The organism is Thiothrix subterranea (assembly GCF_016772315.1).
GTDB lineage: Bacteria > Pseudomonadota > Gammaproteobacteria > Thiotrichales > Thiotrichaceae > Thiothrix > Thiothrix subterranea.
In genome coordinates this window covers 2,360,824-2,380,803 of record NZ_CP053482.1, presented here as the reverse complement: position 1 = coordinate 2,380,803, position 19,980 = coordinate 2,360,824, and the positions used below count along the sequence as shown (strand labels likewise).

General features: G+C 52.1%; 20 protein-coding genes. 1 reads left to right on the top strand and 19 read right to left on the bottom strand.

What is annotated here, in order from left to right; all coding sequences use genetic code 11:
- Position 1: 1 nt before the first annotated feature.
- From HMY34_RS11695 to HMY34_RS11625, 15 genes are all read right to left on the bottom strand, one after another.
- Positions 2 to 3,277: a type I restriction endonuclease subunit R gene (locus tag HMY34_RS11695; RefSeq protein WP_202715669.1), complete on the bottom strand. Its 3,276-nt coding sequence runs from the start codon at positions 3,275 to 3,277 to the stop codon at positions 2 to 4.
- The gene (locus HMY34_RS11690; RefSeq protein WP_228287834.1) at positions 3,274 to 4,134 is read right to left on the bottom strand and encodes an ATP-binding protein; all 861 of its coding nucleotides are present in this window, start codon (positions 4,132 to 4,134) and stop codon (positions 3,274 to 3,276) included. Before HMY34_RS11690 ends, HMY34_RS11695 begins: the two co-directional genes overlap by 4 nt.
- Positions 4,135 to 4,136: 2 nt before the next feature.
- Complete coding sequence (locus tag HMY34_RS11685) at positions 4,137 to 4,604, bottom strand: type II toxin-antitoxin system VapC family toxin (RefSeq protein ID WP_202715668.1); 468 nt, start codon at positions 4,602 to 4,604, stop codon at positions 4,137 to 4,139.
- Entirely contained in the window at positions 4,605 to 5,720 is a 1,116-nt protein-coding gene (locus HMY34_RS20560) for an AAA family ATPase (protein WP_228287833.1), read from the bottom strand.
- 10 nt (positions 5,721 to 5,730) lie between these two features.
- Positions 5,731 to 6,945, bottom strand: a complete 1,215-nt coding sequence (locus HMY34_RS11675; protein WP_202715666.1) for a restriction endonuclease subunit S — start codon at positions 6,943 to 6,945, stop codon at positions 5,731 to 5,733.
- Positions 6,935 to 7,396, bottom strand: a complete 462-nt coding sequence (locus tag HMY34_RS11670; protein ID WP_228287832.1) for a PDDEXK nuclease domain-containing protein — start codon at positions 7,394 to 7,396, stop codon at positions 6,935 to 6,937. The genes HMY34_RS11675 and HMY34_RS11670 overlap by 11 nt, the downstream gene beginning before the upstream one ends.
- 147 nt (positions 7,397 to 7,543) lie before the next feature.
- On the bottom strand, positions 7,544 to 9,070 hold the full coding sequence (locus HMY34_RS11665; protein WP_202715664.1) for a type I restriction-modification system subunit M: 1,527 nt from the start codon (positions 9,068 to 9,070) through the stop codon (positions 7,544 to 7,546).
- 4 nt (positions 9,071 to 9,074) lie between these two features.
- Positions 9,075 to 9,905 carry a DNA damage-inducible protein D gene (gene dinD, locus HMY34_RS11660; protein ID WP_202715663.1) on the bottom strand — a complete coding sequence of 277 codons (831 nt, stop codon included), beginning with the start codon at positions 9,903 to 9,905 and terminating at the stop codon, positions 9,075 to 9,077.
- A gap of 12 nt (positions 9,906 to 9,917) precedes the next feature.
- A complete protein-coding gene (locus HMY34_RS11655) occupies positions 9,918 to 10,490 on the bottom strand; it encodes a restriction endonuclease subunit S domain-containing protein (RefSeq protein ID WP_202715662.1) in 573 nt (190 codons plus the stop codon).
- Between the two features lie 139 nt (positions 10,491 to 10,629).
- On the bottom strand, positions 10,630 to 12,333 hold the full coding sequence (gene ureC, locus HMY34_RS11650; RefSeq protein ID WP_202715661.1) for an urease subunit alpha: 1,704 nt from the start codon (positions 12,331 to 12,333) through the stop codon (positions 10,630 to 10,632).
- Positions 12,333 to 12,638, bottom strand: coding sequence for an urease subunit beta (locus tag HMY34_RS11645; RefSeq protein ID WP_202715660.1), 306 nt, complete (start codon positions 12,636 to 12,638; stop codon positions 12,333 to 12,335). The genes ureC and HMY34_RS11645 overlap by 1 nt, the downstream gene beginning before the upstream one ends.
- A 10-nt stretch (positions 12,639 to 12,648) precedes the next feature.
- Entirely contained in the window at positions 12,649 to 12,951 is a 303-nt protein-coding gene (ureA, locus tag HMY34_RS11640) for an urease subunit gamma (protein WP_202715659.1), read from the bottom strand.
- Positions 12,952 to 12,964: 13 nt separating this feature from the next.
- Positions 12,965 to 13,834, bottom strand: a complete 870-nt coding sequence (locus HMY34_RS11635) for an urease accessory protein UreD (protein ID WP_228287831.1) — start codon at positions 13,832 to 13,834, stop codon at positions 12,965 to 12,967.
- Positions 13,785 to 14,009, bottom strand: a complete 225-nt coding sequence (locus HMY34_RS11630) for a hypothetical protein (RefSeq protein WP_202715658.1) — start codon at positions 14,007 to 14,009, stop codon at positions 13,785 to 13,787. The genes HMY34_RS11635 and HMY34_RS11630 overlap by 50 nt, the downstream gene beginning before the upstream one ends.
- Before the next feature lie 52 nt (positions 14,010 to 14,061).
- Positions 14,062 to 15,423 (bottom strand): 8-oxoguanine deaminase, encoded by a 1,362-nt coding sequence (locus HMY34_RS11625; protein ID WP_202715657.1) that lies wholly within the window; start codon positions 15,421 to 15,423, stop codon positions 14,062 to 14,064.
- Between the two features lie 102 nt (positions 15,424 to 15,525).
- On the opposite strand from HMY34_RS11625, the gene HMY34_RS11620 reads away from it, so the two are divergent.
- Positions 15,526 to 17,010, top strand: a complete 1,485-nt coding sequence (locus HMY34_RS11620) for a nucleobase:cation symporter-2 family protein (RefSeq protein ID WP_202715656.1) — start codon at positions 15,526 to 15,528, stop codon at positions 17,008 to 17,010.
- A 1-nt stretch (position 17,011) separates the two neighbouring features.
- Here the strand turns inward: HMY34_RS11620 and HMY34_RS11615 are convergent, their stop codons facing one another.
- From HMY34_RS11615 to puuE, 4 genes are read right to left on the bottom strand one after another with little or no spacing between them, the layout of a single operon-like run.
- A complete protein-coding gene (locus HMY34_RS11615) occupies positions 17,012 to 17,554 on the bottom strand; it encodes an ureidoglycolate lyase (RefSeq protein WP_202715655.1) in 543 nt (180 codons plus the stop codon).
- On the bottom strand, positions 17,551 to 18,549 hold the full coding sequence (alc, locus tag HMY34_RS11610; protein ID WP_202715654.1) for an allantoicase: 999 nt from the start codon (positions 18,547 to 18,549) through the stop codon (positions 17,551 to 17,553). Before alc ends, HMY34_RS11615 begins: the two co-directional genes overlap by 4 nt.
- 3 nt (positions 18,550 to 18,552) lie before the next feature.
- Positions 18,553 to 19,062 (bottom strand): 2-oxo-4-hydroxy-4-carboxy-5-ureidoimidazoline decarboxylase, encoded by a 510-nt coding sequence (gene uraD / locus HMY34_RS11605; RefSeq protein ID WP_202715653.1) that lies wholly within the window; start codon positions 19,060 to 19,062, stop codon positions 18,553 to 18,555.
- Positions 19,059 to 19,973, bottom strand: a complete 915-nt coding sequence (gene puuE, locus HMY34_RS11600; protein WP_202715652.1) for an allantoinase PuuE — start codon at positions 19,971 to 19,973, stop codon at positions 19,059 to 19,061. Before puuE ends, uraD begins: the two co-directional genes overlap by 4 nt.
- Positions 19,974 to 19,980: the final 7 nt, after the last annotated feature.

Below are 19,980 nucleotides of genomic sequence, written 5' to 3'. Positions count from 1 at the left end.
TTTACACCCCACTCAAACCCACGCGCACAATTTGCACCACCCGCTCGACCATTGCTTTAGCCTGATCCATGCCACCACCAATCGCTTTGCATTCCTTGAACAGCAACGGCAGCAGTTTTTTGCGGATGTCGGCTTCGATGTTTTGCGGGTTAATGGAATGTTCGGCGACGGATTGTTCCACATGCGCATCCAGTGCGAAGGCGAGTTGCGCCCACTGGTCTTGCGTGGCTTGACCGGCAGCAGCGAATACTTCCGGCAAGGTTTGTTTGAACACGCCGAAATACGCCTGCGCATGGTGATTGCCTGCAAACACATTCGGCATATCCGGCACGCGCCGCTGTTGCACTTGCTCGGCAAAATCGTGGAACAGCAGGTATTGCTTGAGCGGGTGATCGAACAGCTTTTCTGCGGCGGCAATGGCTTGGCGCAACAGTTTGGAAAAGGCTTCCTGTGCGTAAGGGTCATCGCGCAAATCCTGCTCGATCATGCGCGTCACGCGGGTTTTGATAATGTCGGTTTCGTTGCGGGTTTTGTCCGCGCTCCAATCTTCGGGGGCTTGCTTTTGCCCCAGTTTGTTGACTTCGTAAACGCCTTGCGCGTCTTTGATGTCAACGCCGACCACATGCTTATCCAGCAGCTTTTTTACCTGCGCGGCGTATTGGTCGTACTGGATGGTTTCGCCTGCGTCCTGTTTCGCTAATTGGCGCAGGCTGGAAAATTGCTTGAGGGTTTCTTTGTAATGGCGGCGGTCAGCATCGCTGAAACTGGTATCGGCAAAGAAGGTGGCAGATTGCAGTGCGACTTTCAGGCAACTGGCAAAGGCGGTCAGGGCTTCGTAGAAGTCTTCGCGCACTTTGAGGTTGGCATCGACCAACTCGTCGCTTTGCTCCACCATTTTCGGCACTAACACTTGCCGTAATTGCTCAATGTCGTGCTTGTTTTTAACCCCAGCAAAAATCGCCCACAAGGTTTTGTAAAGTTGCGGCAAACGTTTGTATTCGGTACTCATCTGGCTATACAAACCCGCAATATCATTGATGTCGTAACCGCCTTGGGTACGCGCTGCCAAATCCTGATATTTCTGAAGGGTGGTATCCAGTTCCGCCAGAATGCCGCGATAGTCGATCAGCAAGCCAAACTTTTTCAGTGGATGCAAACGGTTGACCCGCGCAATCGCTTGGATCAGGTTGTGTTGCTTTAAGGGCTTGTCGATATACAGCACGGTATTTTTCGGCTCGTCAAAACCCGTCAGCAGCTTATCCACCACAATCAACAGCTTCAACGCCTCGTCTTTGTCGAAACGCTCAATGATGGCTTTGGTGTAGGTTTGTTCGTCGGCTGAACCGATATTGTCTTTCCACCATTTAGTCACGGCGGGCAAGGCAACTTCGTCCACATCGGTATTGCCTTCGCGGGTATCGGGCGGACTCATGACTACGGCGGATTCAAATAACCCCGCTTCGTCGAGGTATTGTTTGTACTTGATCGCGGAGGCTTTGCTGTCGCAAGCGAGTTGCCCTTTCAAGCCGTCGTCGATGTTTTTCACGAAGTGGTTGGCAATGTCGAGCGCAATCAGTCGGATGCGGTCATCCACACTGTAGATTTCACCTTTGCGGGCAAACTTGCGTTTCAGGTCGGTTTTTTGTTCAGCGGTCAAGCCTTCGGTAATACGCTCAAACCAGCTATCAATGGCGCGTTCGTTGACATCCAGATCGGGGATGCGTTCTTCGTACAACAAGGGCGTAACGGTTTGGTCATCCACAGCGCGTTGCATGGTGTAGGCGTGAATGATCTTGCCAAACTTGCCTTCGGTCTTATCGTCTTTCAGCAAAGGCGTGCCAGTAAACGCCACAAACGCGGCTTTGGGCAATGCCTGTTTCATGCGGATGTGGTTTTCGCCGCCTTGGCTGCGATGACCTTCGTCGATCAGCACAATGATATTCGGGCTGGCATTGCGGCATTCGGGCAGCTTGGTGGCACTGTTAAACTTCTGAATCAGCGCAAACATGATGCGTTCCGTGCCTTTACCAATCTGTTCGGCAAGGCGTTTGCCGGAGGTTGCCATTGCCGCTTCTTTGTCTTTTTTGCTGGCTAACTCGCCGCCGGAGGTAAAGGTTTTGCTGAGTTGGCTTTCCAAATCTACCCGGTCGGTGACAACCAGAATGCGGCAGTGTTTGAGGGAATCGTGCAGGATCAGGGCTTTGCTCAGGAATACCATTGTGAAGGATTTGCCTGAGCCGGTGGTGTGCCAGATCACGCCGCCTTCGCGTCCGCCGTCTGAGCGTGGCGTGTTGATTCGCTCAATCAGCCGTTTGATACCGAAAACTTGCTGGTAACGGGCGACAATTTTCCCAACCTTTTTGTCGAACAGCGTGTAAAACCGCACCATTTCCAGCAAGCGTTGCGGCTGTAACAGGCTGATAAGCAGGTGATCTTGACCTGTCACTGCCAATTCAGCCGCACACCAAGCCTGATACCACGCCCAATCTTGGGCGGTGCGGTGGGCAAACAGGAGTTCGGTTTGCAGCGCGGTCAGTGGGCGGTTTTTGATGGCGTGCATTTCCGCAGGGCTGATGTCTTCCTCGCGCCATGCTGACCAGAATTTGGTTGGGGTGGCGCAGGTTGCGTAACGGCCTTCTGCGCCATTGATGGAGAGCAATAATTGGCTGTAGGCGAACAGATGCGGGATTTCGTCGGGGCGTTGATTGCGCAGGCTTTGTGAAATGCCTTCGTCGATGGTGGGGGCTTTTTTCGCGTGACCATTGGGGCGTTTGGCTTCGATGACCACCAAAGGGATGCCGTTGACGAAACACACGATGTCCGGGCGGCGCGTATCGACACCGCCAGCGCGGGTAATGCTGAATTCTTCGGTAAAGCTGAAATGGTTGTTGGCGGGGTTGTGCCAGTCGATCAGGGCAATGGTCGGGTTGGCTTTTTTGCCGTCGACAAATTCGGTGATGGAAATACCGTACAGCAGGTGGTTGTAGAGCTTTTCATTGGCAGACAGCAAACCTTCATTGAGGGCGGGGCTGCACACTTCGCCAATCAGGTTATCCAGCGCGTGGCTCGACAGGGCGTATTCACGACCCGCGAAGGTGAAACGGCGTTTTTGCAATTCGCTGCGCAGGATGTCACGCAACACCACTTGGTCGTAGTGACCGTGGCGGGCAATCACGGCCTGTTGTGGGGAGAGGAATGACCAACCCAATTGGCTCAACAGTGCCAGTGCGGGGAGTTTGGCACTGTATTCTTCTTGGAATTTGGGCATGGAATTCATAATAAAATCCCTTGCTGACGTAACCAGACAATGGCTGAAAATTGGTTAGTTAAAGTATCACTCGTAAATACAGGCGCACTTAATCCAGCCTGCTCTAGCAAGCGCCGCATCGTGCGGATACCTGAGCCTTTGGTTTCGGCAAAATCCAGATCGTACAAGACGGCTGCCAGAATCGGGTTACGCAGTTTAGACCCCATTTCCCCCAACACGACCTCTGGCTTGAGCGAATAACCTGCATTGCGAATCTCCAGCCGATTACTGTAGCGCACTACCAATGTGGGTTGATTGACTTGGTAATCGCGATGCATCACTGCATTGATGATGGCTTCACGTACCACTTTTTGTGGTAGCAAAGGCTGATCCGAACGTTGCGTGTCGCCTTCTTTCAAACGGAAGTGGCGGGGCATATCGTCCAAAATGGTCGCTTCCAATTTTGGAATCAAGCGCAATAAGGGTTCACGAAGATCAAATGTGGTCATGAAGCGTTGTTCAGGATCTTCTACCCATTGTGTTCCTTGTATGCGCACGTAATCCACACGCACAGCGGGTAACAAACGGCGCAATGCTAATGGTTTAGCCAGCAACAACAGCCCTGCAACATTGGGGACATAAACACCGTTTTGGCGTTTAACCAGATTCAACGCACGTAGCATTTCTGGATCATCAACTTGCAACTCTTCCGCATGAGGGCGAACTTTTCTGCGTAAAGTGCGATACAACGCGATAGCCGCAGGGTCAAGATCATCTGTTTGCATGACGGAAGCACCGATCTCGCTAGCGCGTTTGGCTTCAATGCGCGGGTGTTCGTCTAGTTCGCGTAGCTGTTCCAGTAACTGTTCGGGGGTGAATTCTTCCATGATTAGATGACCTCGAAACGGCTGCGGTGCAGATAACGCTCATGTAACCCTTCTAACCCCGCAATATCTGAATCTTGCGATGCCAGTTCCAAATCGTGGCACTTGGCGCTGGCAAGGTGGAACACATCAAACTTGCGCTTTTCAATATTGCGTTGCTGGTCTGTATTCTCTGCACGGTCAAAGCGGAATAAGTTGGCTGCCAGTTCGGAGACATTGCGATTAACATCCAACTCGGTCAAACCATCCAGTGATTGTTTCAACTGGGCAAAACGTACCTGATCTTGCCAGCCAATGCCGCGCAGCACTTCGTAGCGAATCAATGGGGTGATAATCAGCGTCACCTCCTCATTGCTCAATAAGGCTGCCAAAGTCTGCTTGGCTTTGGTACGTTCGGTTTCGGAAGTTGTGCTACCGTCATCCAAGGCGGCGATCAATAAGTTTGCGTCTAATAAAACCTTGCGCATGGTCATTTAAACCCCTTGCCCATTGATCAGATTCAACAACTGTTGTTTCGCTTGTTGTTGATCAGCGGGAACGAGACTGTCCAGCTTCAGACGATTTAGATCAATATCAAAGGCTTCTTGCAGCACATCAATCAACGAGGTGGTATTGGGTGAAGTAATCGCTTGGGTACGCACCACGCCATCGGTATCGCGTTGCAGGCGATAGGCTTCTCCTGCCTTTAGCTGTGACAGCACGATGGAAGAATGGGTGGTGATGTAAAAGGTGGTATTCGGGAATAAGTGTTTGAGCAAGGGGATGATTTTTGCTTGCCAAGACAGATGCAGGTGGCTTTCGATTTCGTCAATCAGCACGATACCCTTCACCTGTTGCAAGCGGGTTTCATTGGTGAAATAGCCGTAACCGGACACAATCGCCTGTAGCATTTTCAGGATGGAGGCAAAGCCGGTACTCAGATGGGAAAGCTCACGCGGCTGACCATCAATTTTCAGATTGACCCGACCATCACCGCTGATTTGCATGTATTTGGGGTCGATGCGGCTGTCGATTTTGTTTAGCAACTCCAGTACTACACGGATTTCGATGTCGCGGTTATCTTCCTGCTTTTGGTAAGGGTTAGCGGATTGGGCTAGGGTGACAAACCATTCTTCAATGCCCGTATCCATATTCAGGCTGGTGAAATTGTTGTTCATGCCTTGAATCAAACGCTGGAAATAGGCATTACGGCGTTGTTCTAGCGTCCCAATAGCTTGGGCAGGTTTGTTGTCGTGTTGAATAAATCCCCGGTTTTGGGAAGCAAGAAAAACAGTAGGTGAGCTATGGGACAGAAGTTGTCCTATACCATTCTTTATTAGCGAAACATGGTTTGATTCAATGCGAACACTGCTTTCACCTATATGTACTGTTTTAAAGCTCCAAGTATTTGGTGTGTTTGTGTTAGAAGCAAGTGATTGCCATACATTTTGATGACTAAAAAATAAAATCTGAAACAACACTTCGAGTGTTTTGGTTTTACCGACACCATTAGCCCCTATCAGGGTATAAACCCGCTGGTTTTCCTGTAGGTTTAACTCGATGCTGCCTACGCCTTTGAGTCCTTCGATTTTAATTGGGTATGTCAACATACGTTTTTCCTCATACTTTCACCCGCCGTTTCCCCGTCAACAACTGCTGCATCAGGGCTTTCTTCTCCTGCTTCAAACCCTCAAGCTTTTGCTGCAAAACCTCAATCTCACGATCAGCCGCCGAAAGCACGGCTGCGATTTTTTGCTGCTCTTCAAAACTTGGTATATTGATCTTTAAATTGAAAAAATCACTTGGTTTTACATTTAACAACCCATGCGCTCGACCACCTTCATTTGCGATCTGCATCAGTCCTTTGATCATTAAACCGGATTCAAAGTAATGCTCAAAAAAATCAGCGTCTGCTCTATCTTTGTCACTGACTTCAAAGCAAATATACAATGTTGTCACAACGCCATCATCGTAACGGTTCAATCGCTTGATAGCTCCCATCGGGTATCCATTTGAATAACTCTTGTTATAAGCAAATTGTCCTTTCCTCAGAAGAAAATATTCATCCAGAATATCTGAAGCGATACTTTTTTTGAAAAACTCATCTTGGCGAATCAACCCTTGCTGACCAGAAATTGTCACAACATTAATGCTTTGACCATTGTTTTTCTCAGTAACACGGCTAAAAAATTCACCTAGTTTATTACTCTTCCATTCGCTACCAACCCCCTTCAACCGTTTTTTCCCCGTCAGCAATTGCTGCATCAGGGCTTTTTTCTGCTGCTGGCTGTTGGCAAGTAGTTGTTCGGTGGTGGTGATGGCTTTGTCCCAAGTGAAGAGGATTTGAGCGATTTTCTTTTGTTCGGGGAGTGGTGGGATATTTACAATAATCTCACCACAATCAGGAACTCGCATATGAGCAACAGTTCCACCATTGCTAAAATCTTCGATTTGCTTCTGACAAAATCGACTCTGTAACGAGTAAAACAAGAAATAATTATCGGCTTTTTTTAAGTTGGCACGATACATCATTGTTCTTTGTCCTAGGAAAATGCCGTTGTCATCCTCTAATACCCCGATCTCACCAACTGGTGCTTCACGTGTAAATATCAAATCACCTACTTTAGGTGCTCCTCTTCTAACCCATTCTTTGTAAGTGTATTCTGTAACATATCGAACATCTTTTGTATTTACTCTGCCATCACGAATATTAGTGGTTCTGAGCATTTTAAATGGGGTTTTATAATCAACCACGGGTGCGGTCTTATTCACACAATCAATGATTGAGTCACAAACATCTTTGATTGGTTTTCTTTCCCATTCTTTAGGCAGCATAAATCCTCCGTGATTCTTCAATCTGCGATTCCACCAACGTTTGTTCGCGTTCCAACTCGCGTTTAAGTTCTGCTTCCGTCGGCAAATGGGATAAATATTTGGAGGCAAACAATTGCTGGCTATCGGTGAGAGCCGAATACTTCACCACCACTTCGTTTTTCTGGCGGCACAATACCAACCCAATCGTCGGGTTATCATCCTCTTCCTTGCGGTGCTGATCATAGATGCGAATGTAGGTATCCATTTTCTCCACATCTTGCTGCGTGAGCTTGCCCAGCTTGAGATTAATCAGCAGAAAGCATCTGAGTTTGATGTTGTAAAACACCAGATCAATGTAGAAATTCCGATCTTCAATGCGGATGCGTTGCTTGCGTCCCACAAACGCTAACCCCTTGCCCGATTCCAACAGGAACTGTTGCAGGTTGCTGATGATGTCATGTTTTCGGGACATTGGTTTCATAGCTCGAATACCGGGTGAATATTGACCATTTTCGTGACGTCACGAAAATGGTTTGCACGCCTAATTATGGCAGATTCGCCGTAGTTACAATCTGGGCTGTAGATGCTTTCCCATCTACCCAAACATGCTGCTACGCTTCTATTTTGAGTCATACCCCAACTCCTCCAAATACCCCGCCATCTCCGTTTCCAACGCCGCCAACTGCTGTTGCAGTTGCAGCCGCTCGCGCCGTACCGCCATCAAATCAATGGTTTCCTCTTCCTCAAACGTATCAACATAGCGCGGAATATTGAGGTTGTAATCGTTCTCGCGGATGTCGGCAAGGCTGGCGAGGTAGGCGTATTTCTCCACGCTTTTGCCGGTCTGGTACGTTTCCAGCACCTTGCGGATATTCTCTGCCGTCAGCAAATTCTGGTTCTTGCCCGCCTTGCATTCGCGGCTGGCATCAATGAATAACACGTTGGTATCGTGCTTATCCTTGCGGAACAACAGAATCGCCGCCGGAATGCCCGTGCCGTAAAACAGCTTTTCCGGCAAACCAATCACCGCATCCAGCAAGTTTTCCTCAATCAGCTTCTGGCGGATTTGCCCCTCGGATGACCCCCGGAACAACACCCCATGCGGAACCACCACGCCCATGCGCCCGGTATCCGGCTTCAGCGTTTCGATCATGTGCAGGATGAACGCATAGTCGCCTTTGGTTTTGGGCGGAATGCCGCGCCGGAAACGGCTGAACTTGTCATTTTCCGCGTCGTCATGCCCCCATTTGTCCAGTGAAAACGGCGGGTTGGCGGTCACGATGTCAAACAGCATCAGGTTGCCGTTTTTATCCAGCAATTTGGGGTTGCGGATGGTGTCGCCCCATTCGATCTTATGATTGTCTTCGCCGTGCAGGAACATATTCATCTTCGCCAGCGACCAAGTAGAACCAATCGCCTCCTGCCCGTGCAGCGCGTATTGCCTGCTGCCGAAGTTGGCGACGATCTTGCGCCCACACTTCATCAGCAACGACCCCGAACCACACGCCGGGTCACAAATGCTGTCACCCGGTTGCGGCTCTAATAGCTCCGCCATCAAATCGGACACTTCCGGCGGGGTATAAAACTCGCCCGCCTTTTGCCCACCACTGGCGGCAAAGTTTTTGATCATGTACTCGTAGGCATTGCCAATCACATCCAGCGTTCCCACGCGGCTGGGTTTGAGGTTGAGTTCCGGCTTGGCAAAATCTTCCAGCAAGTGGCGCAAGATGGTGTTTTTCTGCTTTTCCTCGCCCAGCTTGTCGGTGTTAAACGAAATATCTTGGAACACGCTTTTGCCCGCATCCTTGAGTTTTGTGCCATTGGCTTCCTCAATCGCGTGCAAGGCTTGGTCAATGCGCTCACCGTTGCCCGGTTCATGGCGGTGCTCATACAAGGCGTAGAAACTGGCGATAGGCGGCAGCACAAAGCGTTCGCTTTTCATCATTTCAGTAATCAGTTCCGGCTCATCGCCGTACTCCGCCTGATAGCGTTCGTAATGATCCTGCCACACGTCTGAGATGTACTTGAGGAACAGCATGGTGAGGATGAAATCCTTGTAAGTATCGGCGCTGATCGTGCCGCGAAAAGTGTCGCAGGCTGCCCACAGGGCTTTGTTGATGCTGTCTTGGCTGATGGTGTCGTTCATGCTGTTATTGATCCTTTTTGCCTAATGCTTTGCTGCCAGTTTCCAATTGTTTAATCGCCTTCTCTGGCGTAGGCAGGTTTTCTGGCATTGTTCCACCCAGTTCCTCAATGGTTTGCCTGACTTTCCGACCCACTGCAAAATGGGTTTGGTTAGCCTGATGCTTGCCTTGCACATTATCACGCTTTAGTTTTTCTTCTGTTTGCGTGGCTCGGAATAGATTGGCTGCCAGTTCGGTTGACCCCATGTGATCGAGGATTTTTTGGCTTTTCTTCAGCCCTTTGCGGGCATGAATACCTTTTTGATCAAGCCCACCGTACAGCCCTTTGTAACCGTGATTCTGAAAAATGGCGAAGTCCAAGTTGGTCGCCACCCCCGCCTGTTGGGCTGCTTCAACCAATTGCTTATTGTGTTCCCTGAGTTCATTGCGTAAAAACAGGCGTTTTTCATCCTCTTTAAGCTGCTTGAATGCGTCATCGTCCGCCAGCTCTTGCCGCCGTGTTTGCACCGCAAAGTACGTCTGTCCAGCGGCGATGACAGGTTTGGAGGGATCGCCATTTTGTACCACCAGATAGCAGGCATAACGGGACAACTTCACATCATCAAGCTTGCGTTGCGCTCCTGACCCAATTTTAACCATTGCGAGGATGTCCTCGAAATGGTCATTGATGGCATGTCCACTATTCAGGCACGCTTCTTGGGCTTTGCTGAGAACTGGCAGAAAGTGACGATATTCTGAGTATCCAATCAACTTTGAAAGTTCACGGGCAGACCAGTATTCAATACCGTTCTTATCTAGGTGTTTACACTGTTCAAACAGTTGATGTTCCTTGTCCATAATTAAACCTCCTTAGTGATGTAACAAGTCATTGGCAATGGCATTCATCAATCGCTCACCATTGTGCAGTAGTTGCTCCGCCAGTTGCCGTTCCTGCTTCAAAGTGTTGGCAAGGCCAATAATGGCATGTTGTCTATCCGGCGAAGGTGCAACGATAGGGGTATTTTCCAACACACTGCGGCGGATGCTTTTGGTCACACTGCCTTCGGCTTCGCGCTGGAAATACTGCTGGCTGGGGTATTGATTGAGCCACCATGCTAGAAATGCAGGTAACACGCTGGGTGTTGTCAGACGTAATACATAAAAGTGAGGGGCTACCACTGCTTGGTAGTTCGCAACCGCCGCATCGACTAACACGGCATAATTTTTCGTACCGCGTGCTACAAACAAAATATCATTTTCTGATAAAAAGTCCGCTGAGCGTTGGCTGGGTAACTCTGTGCAAATACAAGCCGACCACTCAATAGCTTGATCGACAAAGGTATCTTTCATTTGCACCACCCGCACTGCTGCGTTGGGTATTGCCGTGATTGCCCCGCGAAACGGATAACCTGCTTTGGCTGACACAATATCCTTGAGCAACATTTTCTACATCCTCAATGGTGACGTAGACACAATAACAAGCCAAAACAGGAATGGCAACATGCTTTTTTTGCGTAAACAGCAATGATGCAATGAGTGAGTGGCAGACAGAATCATTGTCTACCACCCACTCAGGAAGAAATCAGAACAGGAAGTAACGTTGTGCCAACGGTAATTCGCTCGCCGGTTCACAGATCAGCAATTCACCATCCGCCCGCACCTGATAGGTTTGCGAATCGACCTCAATCACTGGCTGGTAAGCGTTGTGAATCATGCTGGCTTTGCTGATAGTACGGCAGTTTTTCACCACCCCAATCAGGCTTTGTAAGCCCAATTGCTGATGCACGCCTGCGTTGTAGCCTGCTTGCGAGAGGAAGGTCATGGTGGTGGCGTGTTTGGCTTTGCCGAATGCGCCAAACATTGGGCGGTAATGCACGGGTTGAGGCGTTGGAATAGAGGCATTCGGGTCGCCCATTGGTGCGGCGATAATCATGCCGCCTTTGATAATCAGGCTCGGTTTTGCGCCGAAAAACGCCGGTTTCCACAGCACTAAATCCGCGAGTTTGCCGACTTCGATCGAACCGACTTCGTGGGAAATGCCGTGCGTAATCGCCGGGTTGATGGTGTATTTGGCAATGTAACGTTTGGCGCGGAAGTTGTCGTGTGTGGCGGGGTCAGTGCCAAGGCTGCCGCGTTGCACTTTCATTTTGTGCGCGGTTTGCCAAGTGCGGATGATGACTTCGCCCACGCGCCCCATTGCTTGCGAGTCCGACGAAATCATCGAAAACGCGCCCAAGTCGTGCAAAATGTCTTCGGCAGCAATGGTTTCGCGGCGAATGCGGCTTTCGGCAAACGCCACGTCTTCGGCAATCGCAGGCGACAGGTGGTGACAAACCATCAGCATGTCGAGGTGTTCGTCCACCGTATTGATGGTGTAAGGGCGCGTCGGGTTGGTCGAGGACGGCAAAATATTGGCTTGCCCACACGCTTTGATAATGTCGGGGGCATGTCCGCCGCCAGCGCCTTCGGTGTGGTAAGTGTGGATAACGCGCCCTTTCATAGCGGCAAGCGTGTCTTCGAGGAAACCGGATTCGTTCAGCGTGTCGGTGTGGATGGCGACTTGCACGTCCATTTCATCCGCCACTGTCAGGCAGTTATCAATCGCGGCAGGTGTCGTTCCCCAGTCTTCATGCAGTTTCAAGCCGATTGCACCCGCTGCAACTTGTTCGCGCAAGGGGTCGGGCAGGCTGGCATTGCCTTTGCCCAAGAAACCGAGGTTCATCGGCAAGCTGTCGGCGGCTTCCAACATGCGGTGCAAATTCCAGATGCCGGGGGTGCAAGTGGTGGCATTCGTCCCAGTCGCGGGCCCCGTGCCACCGCCGAGCATGGTAGTCACGCCGGACATTAAGGCTTCGTCGATTTGTTGCGGGCAAATGAAGTGGATGTGCGAATCAATCCCGCCAGCGGTGAGAATGTGGCCTTCGCCCGCAATCGCTTCCGTGCCTGCGCCGACCAGAATGTTCACACCTGCTTGGGTGTCAGGGTTGCCTGCTTTGCCGATGCCGACAATGCGCCCGTGTTTGATGCCGATGTCGGCTTTGACGATGCCCCAATGGTCGAGGATCAGCGCGTTAGTAATCACCACATCGACGACTTCAGCATCGTTGCGCTGGCACTGCCCCATGCCGTCGCGGATGACTTTGCCGCCGCCGAATTTGACTTCATCGCCGTACACGGTGTGGTCGTGTTCGACTTCGATAATGAGTGCGGTGTCGCCTAAACGCACGCGGTCGCCCGTGGTAGGGCCGTACATTTCAGCGTAAGCCTGTCTGCTAATCCGTGCCATTATAATGTCCCCATGATTTTGCCTTGGAAACCGTAGACTTCGCGTGTACCAGCGAGTGCTACCAGTTCGACTTCGCGGGTTTGCCCCGGCTCGAACCTTACGGCAGTTCCCGCCGGAATGTTCAAGCGAAAACCGCGTGTGGCTTCGCGTTCAAACGCGAGGGCGTTGTTGGTTTCAAAGAAATGGTAGTGCGACCCGACTTGAATCGGGCGGTCGCCGGTATTGGCAACGGTGAGGGTAACGGTTTCGCGCCCTGCATTGAGTTCGATGTCGCCTTCAGCAGCGAAAAGTTGTCCGGGAATCATGGGGTACTCCTTACACAATCGGGTCATGCACGGTGACGAGTTTCGTGCCGTCAGGGAAAGTGGCTTCCACCTGCACGTCGTGGATCATGTCGGCGATGCCGTCCATCACGTCGTCACGGGTCAGCAGGGTACGCCCGTAGTCCATCATTTCGGCGACGGAACGCCCATCGCGTGCGCCTTCCATAATCGCGCAACTGATGTAGGCAATCGCTTCAGGGTAGTTGAGTTTTAAGCCACGCGCTTTGCGGCGTTCTGCCAGCAATCCGGCGGTGAATAGCAGTAGCTTGTCTTTTTCGCGGGGGGTGAGTTCCATTGTATTGTTCCTCCTAAGTATTCCAGATGCGAGGCGGGGTGGCGGGGCGTCCCGTAACTAGCGGGCGGATAATGTGCCATAGATGCCGGAATAAGCGGTGCGCTTGCGCGGTGCTATTGCCGAGATAACGCACGACCAAGACATCGTTGAATAAGGTTACGCCAGCACTGCCGTTGGCAATGTCTTGGCAATGCGGGCGCACGGCTTCGAGTAGCGCAGGCGTGGCGGGGGTAGCCAACAGCGTTGCCATGACAGGTTGTCCGCGTAATCCGGCTGCGGTATGCAAATCGGTTTCGCTGGCAATCAGCAAGCGATCGAGCAATAGCGGTTTGCCAGCGCGGTACAGCGCGGTTTTGAATAATGCCCTGCCTTGCGCGAAAGTTTCGCCAATCACGGGGCGACCGAGGCAGTGGATTTCCCAGCCGATGTATTGCGCCGCTGCATCCAGATGAATCGTGCTGTGCAAGGCGGTATTTGCGCCGGGGAAAAAGATGTTTTCCTGCGGCAACCATTCCAGACAGCCTTGCGTGACGTGGAAATGTTGGTGTTGTTGCGCTTGTAATCCGGCGCTGCGGTAAAACTTGGTTGCGCCGGGTGTCGTCAGCAAGGCATGGGCATTGGGAGCAACCTGAAAGTGCATTTGCAAGCAATCACCGCCCACGACACCGCCGGGCGGATGCAGCACGTAGGCGTGGCAAACGTCACCTTCGGGGTAGAAGGGGCGTTGCACGGCTAAAGGGCCGCGCTGTTGGCGGGTTGCCAGCACGGTTTTGGTGCTACGCTGCTCGAAACCGAGGCGTAATTCCGCTTGCCAGCCTTGGGTCGTGGCGGCTTCAGCCACGCTTGCGCAGGACGGCACGCTTGGCAATGAATCGTTTTGCACCCCAAATCAGCAACCATACCGCGATGACTACCGGTAGCGCCATCAAGGTGTGCGCGGCGAAATGCGCCAGTTCGTTGTGGGTTTCAGCGTGATGGGCGATGCCGTCGTGGGCAGTGGCGATGCCGGTCATCATGATGAGGAAACTGGTTATGAACCCAGTGGCTATTTTCAACATAAGGGGTTGCTCCTAAGAATATTGTGAGTAACAGGCAAATTTCGTACCAGCATCAACCGCCATGTTTCGCGACCAGTCGGCGGGCGGCTTGCTGGTGTTCGTGCATCAGGGCGCGAATATCCACGTCGGGCAATTGTCCATCCACCACTTTCCACTGCCCCGCGACCATCACGCGATCGGCTTTGTGTGCGCCACACAATAACAGTGCCGCCACAGGATCATGATGCCCCGAAAAGCGTAATTCATCCAGCTTAAACAGCGCCAAGTCCGCCTGTTTACCCACAGCGATTTCACCAATATCGCTACGCCCCAATACCCGCGCCGAACCTTGCGTCGCCCAACGCAACGCATCGTAGTGGGTAACGTTCGCCGCCCCATAGCGCAACCGCTGAATATACATCGCCTGACGCACTTCACTGATCAGGTTGGAATGGTCGTTGGAAGCCGAACCATCCACCCCAATGCCTACCGGACTTCCTGCCGCTTCCAGTTCACGAATCCGGCAAATTCCCGATGCCAGCATCATGTTGGAATTCGGGCAATGGCAAACGCCAACTCCCGCCGCACCCAAACGGCGAATTTCGTCGTCATCGAAATGTATACCGTGCGCCAGCCACGTTTGCGAACCTAACCAGCCGACACTTTCCAGATAATCCACGGTGCGCATTCCAAACATTTTCAGGCAAAAGGCTTCCTCATCGAGCGTTTCCGCCAAATGGGTGTGCAAACGCACGTGATGTTGCCCCGCCAGTTCCGCACTGGCTTTCATCAAATCGGTGGTGACGGAAAACGGTGAACACGGGGCAAGTGCGAGTTGCACCATCGCGCCTTCGTTAGGGTCGTGATAAGCGCTGATCAAGCGGGCGCTGTCATCCATAATCGCCGTTTCGGTTTGCACGGTACTTTGCGGGGGCAAGCCGCCTTGATCCTTGCCCAGACTCATTGAACCACGGGTCAAAGTCACACGTGTACCAACTTGAGCTGCCGCTTCCACTTGCACATCAATCGCGTGCTCCATGCCTGCGGGGAACAGGTAATGGTGGTCGGCGGCGGTGGTACAGCCCGACAACAGCAATTCAGTTAACGCCAAGCGCGTTGCCACCTCCAGCATCTCCGGTTCAAGCCCTGCCCACACCGGATACAGCGAAACCAACCACGGGAATAGCTCCTGATTCAACGCCCCCGGATACGCACGGGTCAGGGTTTGGTAAAAATGGTGATGGGTATTAATCAACCCCGGCAAGACCACGTGTTCACTGGCATCAAATACGTGTTCCACCGCTGTCTGTGGCTGCTGACCGGATGCAACCAACTCAACCAAGCGGTTGCCTTGCACCACCACGCCACCACCCGCGTCTTGTCCACTTAAGGTGAACATTGCTAACGGATTCTTAATCCACAACCGATCACTCATGCCCCGTCACTCCTTAAAAAACATGGCAAGCATTTTGCATAAAAAACCTGACCAAGTAGACAACTTTTTCACAAGCCCTGTCAATTTAAGGAGCTACGTTTTATGAGTACATCGGTTCACCCTGTTGATGAAATACTCCCCGTCGGCAAAATGGCAACATTAGGACTTCAGCACGTCCTGATCATGTATGCGGGCGCGGTCGCCGTGCCGCTGATTATCGGGCGGGCGCTGCAACTCAGCCCGGAACAAATTTCCATGCTGATTTCGGCTGACTTGTTCGTGTGTGGCATTGTTACCCTGATCCAATCGTTTGGGATGACGCAATGGTTTGGCGTTCAGCTTCCGGTGATGATGGGCGTAACCTTCGCAGCGGTTGCACCGATTGTGAGCATGGCAAAAGCCACACCGGGCGTTGAAGGTGCGCAACTCATCTTCGGCGCGGTCATTGGCGCGGGGCTGATTTCGATCCTGATTACGCCGATTGTCAGCCGCATGTTGCGGTTTTTCCCGCCAGTCGTCACGGGTACAATCATTGCGGTGATCGGCATTACCCTGATGCGCATTGGCATCAACTGGATTTTCGGCAATCCGGTGGGGCCTACCGCACCGATGATTATTAGCCCTGAACACGCGCAATGGCTGGAAGCCGTCAAAGCCGCTACAGATTCCGGCGCAAGTATTCCTGCCCCACCCACCAATCTCGCGTTAGCTACAACGGCTCCAAACCCTAAATATGCATCGCCTGCCAACGTTGGTATTGCAGCTATCGTGCTGGTTTCGATCTTGCTGATTTCGCGGTTTGCCAAAGGTTTTTTGTCGAATATTGCGGTACTAATCGGCATTCTGGTTGGTGGTGTGATTACCGCCGCGCTGGGAATGATGACCTTTGAAAAAGTCGCCAAAGCGGATTGGTTTGGCTTGGTAATGCCTTTCCAGTTCGGAATGCCGGTTTTCGACCCAATGCTGATCCTGACCATGAGCTTGGTGATGATTGTGGTGATGATTGAATCCACCGGGATGTTTTTGGCACTAGGCGAAATGACCGGGCGCACGGTTGATCAGCCACGCTTGTCTCGCGGCTTGCGTACCGATGGTTTGGGTACATTGATTGGCGGGATTTTCAATACCTTCCCTTACACCAGCTTTTCGCAAAACGTGGGGCTGGTCGCTGTCACCGGCATCCGCAGCCGTTTTGTGTGTGTGGCAGGCGGTATTATTTTGGTGGTGCTGGGTTTGCTGCCGAAAATGGCGGCGTTGGTGGAGTCGTTACCAACCGTGGTATTGGGTGGCGCAGGTTTGGTCATGTTCGGCATGGTAGCGGCAACCGGTATCCGCATCCTCTCGCAGGTCGATTTTAAGACCAATCGCAATAACGCCATGATCGTGGCGATTTCCATCGGCATGGGCATGATTCCACTGATTGCACCCAACTTCAAACAGTGGATGCCGCACGGGATTCATTCGCTGATCGAATCGGGCATTTTGCTGGCATCGTTTAGTGCCGTCTTGCTGAACCTGTTCTTCAACGGGGTAAGCAACGATACCAGCGCGGCAGTACGGGCGAGTGCGGAGGCAGAAACGCATTAAATCAACTCTTACTCCCTTCACCCCTCGCGGGGGAAGGGTCGGGGATGGGGGGGAAGGTTATATAAACCTCCTCAACAAACCGATACTCATCGCAATTCCCCCCATACCCACCACTGCGGTCGATACACAGAAAATCCCGCACCTCATCCAGACTAAACTGGTAGTGATGCCAAACCCCACGATGGTAATTTACCCCCTGATCCGCCCCGACGGCAAACAGCCGCAACTGTTCCAGCAACGGCTGCTCACCGGGTGGCGCAACCAACACCAAAAACGGCTTACGCTGCATGGAAAGAAACGCCTGACTGCTGTGCGGATGGCGTTCCATCACTTCCACTTTCAGCGGAAACTGTGCCGGTTGCGAGCGAAAAATACTCACGGTAGGTTTGCCACCATTTTCCAGCACATCCAGTTGCGCCAGATCGTGATAGCGTTCGGTACGCCCGTAATTGATGGCGTAATGCGTGCGTTCATCGCCCACCTCAATCACATCGCCAAACGGCGCAAACGCTGCCGCCGTCAACGGTTCCGGTATCAGAATCATTCCACCCTCCGCACCTTGCCAAATGCCCGCAAACGGCTCACCCCACCATCAGGGTAAATATTCAAACGCAAATGCGACACCGGCCCAATCTGCCGCAATTGCTCGATAAAGGTAAACTCGGTATCCGCCGCCATGCGCTGGGGAGGCAGGATTTGATCCCAGTAAAGGCTTTGCGTGGCAATGCTATCCTCGTTGCCGCCCTGATACAGCGTGCCACACACCGAACATTCATACGGGTAATTACCTTTGAAATGCGCGGTATCAATCACCAGCCGGGTAATTTGCCCCACATACGCCAAGCGCAAAATAATCCAGTCAAACCCCGGTTCGCGGCGGCGACGGGTTTCCCAACCATCGCCCATATTCACGCCTTTGCCGGGCGCAATCAGGTTGCTGATATGCCCGAAATGCATGTCGCTGGCACACAACGCCCGCCCACCATTAAGCATTGCCGCGAGATCAATTTCACCATCCAGCTCATCAGCACTGAGTTCGCGGCGCACTTGCCCGTAAACCCGCAACCGTGCAATGCCGCCATCGGGGTAAATATTCAGGCGCAAATAATTCCACACCTCACGCGAACCAATTTCAAACGTATTGTGTGAATTGCCCTGCAAAGCCCGCGAATGCAGCAATGGAAACCAACGGGTATTCTCATCCGGCGGGGTTTTGCTGTAACACGCTTCAATGCTGGCAGAAGGCGCAAAATTACCGGTGAAATGGGCAGTATCCAGATCCACCCCGTAAATCACGCCGGAGCAGATTTTGATAATCGCGTAATCGTAACCGTCACCGCGTTTGCGGCGGGTTTCCCAACCATCCATCCACTTGCCGTTATCATCGTACTTGCCCGGAATAAACACCGGCTCTTCTGGCTGGATCAGGCGTTCCAGTGGTGCAAAAAATTCATCAGTAGCATAGACGGCTTGCGCCCCCAAACGCGGTTGGGCAAGGTCAATCCAATAGTTTTGCAAGGTTTTCAATAAATCATTCATGGCTTACTCTACAAGGTCAGCAATACGGAAAGCGGCAATGCGGTTGATCTGCTCCAGCGCGGTAGCGAATTCTAGCTCCGGCGTATTATCAATCCGCTGTTCAAAACCGCTAAGAATCTGGTGTTTGGTGGCGTTTTTCACCGCCATAATGAACGGAAATCCGAAACGGGTGGTGTAACGCTCATTCAGTTCAGTGAAGCGGGCAAACTCGTCTGGCGTGAGTTGGTCGAGTCCAGCGCCTGCTTGTTCACGGGTGGATTCCGCCGTCAATTCGCCGCGCAACGCCGCTTTGCCTGCAAGATCAGGATGCGCCCGAATCAACGCCAATTGCTCGTCGTGATCAGCTTGCGCCAAGGTTGCCCGCATCGCTTGCAACAACGCATCCACATCCGCAAAGGGCAAGTAAGCAAAGCTACGTTCCGCCATCCACGGAGAATGCTCGTATACGCCGCCGAGCAGCGCCACAAACGCCGCCTGATCCAATTGATTCAATGCACTGAGGGATGTTTTCATGGGGCTGGGTGCTCCTTGATCCAGTGTTGAGCAATGTCGATGCGACGGCAAAACCACACATCCTGATGTTGCTGAGCGTATTCGACAAAGCGTTGCAGGGCGCGAAACCGTCCGGGGCGACCAATCAAGCGGCAATGCAAGCCAATCGACAGCATCTTCGGCGTTTCCAGCCCTTCGGCGTACAACACATCGAACGCATCTTTGAGGTACTGCAAAAACTGTTCGCCGCTATTAAAGCCTTGCGGGGAAGCAAAGCGCATGTCGTTGGTATCCAGCGTGTACGGCACAACCAAATGATCCTTGTCGCCAACCTTAGTCCAGAACGGCAAGTCATCGCTGTAATCATCCGCGTCGTAAAGGAAACCACCCTGCTCTACCAGCAATTCGCGGGTATGCGGACTATTGCGCCCGGTGTACCAACCCTTGGGTTTCTCGCCCGTCATGCGCTCGATAATCGCAATGGCGCGTTGCATGTGCTCACGTTCTTGCTCGCGACTCATCCATTGGTAATCAATCCAGCGCCAACCGTGGCTACAAATTTCATAACCGTTTTCCAGCATGGCTTCGACCGCACGCGGATTGCGTTCCAACGCCATCGCCACGCCGAAAATGGTCAGCGGAATACCGCGTTCTCGGAAGTAACGGATAATGCGCCAGAAACCAGCACGGCTACCGTATTCGTAAATGGATTCCATACTGGGATGCCGCACGCCTTCGTAAGGGCGAGCAGCAACGATTTCGGACAAGAATGCTTCAGAGGCAGCATCACCGTGCAGCACACAGTTTTCGCCGCCTTCTTCGTAATTCAACACAAATTGCACCGCAATACGCGCACCGCCCGGCCAATTGGCATGGGGTACGTGATCGGCGTAACCGACCAAATCGCGGGGATAGGCTGTTTGTTCAGGCATAGTGAAT

Coding starts and splice junctions, on each gene's coding strand:
- HMY34_RS11670 (WP_228287832.1), bottom strand. CDS start 7,396: ATGTCCCGAAAACATGACATCATCAGCAACCTGCAACAGTTCCTGTTG.
- HMY34_RS20560 (WP_228287833.1), bottom strand. CDS start 5,720: ATGTTGACATACCCAATTAAAATCGAAGGACTCAAAGGCGTAGGCAGC.
- alc (WP_202715654.1), bottom strand. CDS start 18,549: ATGAATGATTTATTGAAAACCTTGCAAAACTATTGGATTGACCTTGCC.
- HMY34_RS11620 (WP_202715656.1), top strand. CDS start 15,526: ATGAGTACATCGGTTCACCCTGTTGATGAAATACTCCCCGTCGGCAAA.
- HMY34_RS11665 (WP_202715664.1), bottom strand. CDS start 9,070: ATGAACGACACCATCAGCCAAGACAGCATCAACAAAGCCCTGTGGGCA.
- uraD (WP_202715653.1), bottom strand. CDS start 19,062: ATGAAAACATCCCTCAGTGCATTGAATCAATTGGATCAGGCGGCGTTT.
- HMY34_RS11695 (WP_202715669.1), bottom strand. CDS start 3,277: ATGAATTCCATGCCCAAATTCCAAGAAGAATACAGTGCCAAACTCCCC.
- HMY34_RS11630 (WP_202715658.1), bottom strand. CDS start 14,009: ATGTTGAAAATAGCCACTGGGTTCATAACCAGTTTCCTCATCATGATG.
- HMY34_RS11615 (WP_202715655.1), bottom strand. CDS start 17,554: ATGATTCTGATACCGGAACCGTTGACGGCGGCAGCGTTTGCGCCGTTT.
- HMY34_RS11690 (WP_228287834.1), bottom strand. CDS start 4,134: ATGGAAGAATTCACCCCCGAACAGTTACTGGAACAGCTACGCGAACTA.
- HMY34_RS11625 (WP_202715657.1), bottom strand. CDS start 15,423: ATGAGTGATCGGTTGTGGATTAAGAATCCGTTAGCAATGTTCACCTTA.
- HMY34_RS11655 (WP_202715662.1), bottom strand. CDS start 10,490: ATGTTGCTCAAGGATATTGTGTCAGCCAAAGCAGGTTATCCGTTTCGC.
- HMY34_RS11685 (WP_202715668.1), bottom strand. CDS start 4,604: ATGACCATGCGCAAGGTTTTATTAGACGCAAACTTATTGATCGCCGCC.
- dinD (WP_202715663.1), bottom strand. CDS start 9,905: ATGGACAAGGAACATCAACTGTTTGAACAGTGTAAACACCTAGATAAG.
- HMY34_RS11675 (WP_202715666.1), bottom strand. CDS start 6,945: ATGCTGCCTAAAGAATGGGAAAGAAAACCAATCAAAGATGTTTGTGAC.
- ureA (WP_202715659.1), bottom strand. CDS start 12,951: ATGGAACTCACCCCCCGCGAAAAAGACAAGCTACTGCTATTCACCGCC.
- puuE (WP_202715652.1), bottom strand. CDS start 19,973: ATGCCTGAACAAACAGCCTATCCCCGCGATTTGGTCGGTTACGCCGAT.
- HMY34_RS11645 (WP_202715660.1), bottom strand. CDS start 12,638: ATGATTCCCGGACAACTTTTCGCTGCTGAAGGCGACATCGAACTCAAT.
- ureC (WP_202715661.1), bottom strand. CDS start 12,333: ATGGCACGGATTAGCAGACAGGCTTACGCTGAAATGTACGGCCCTACC.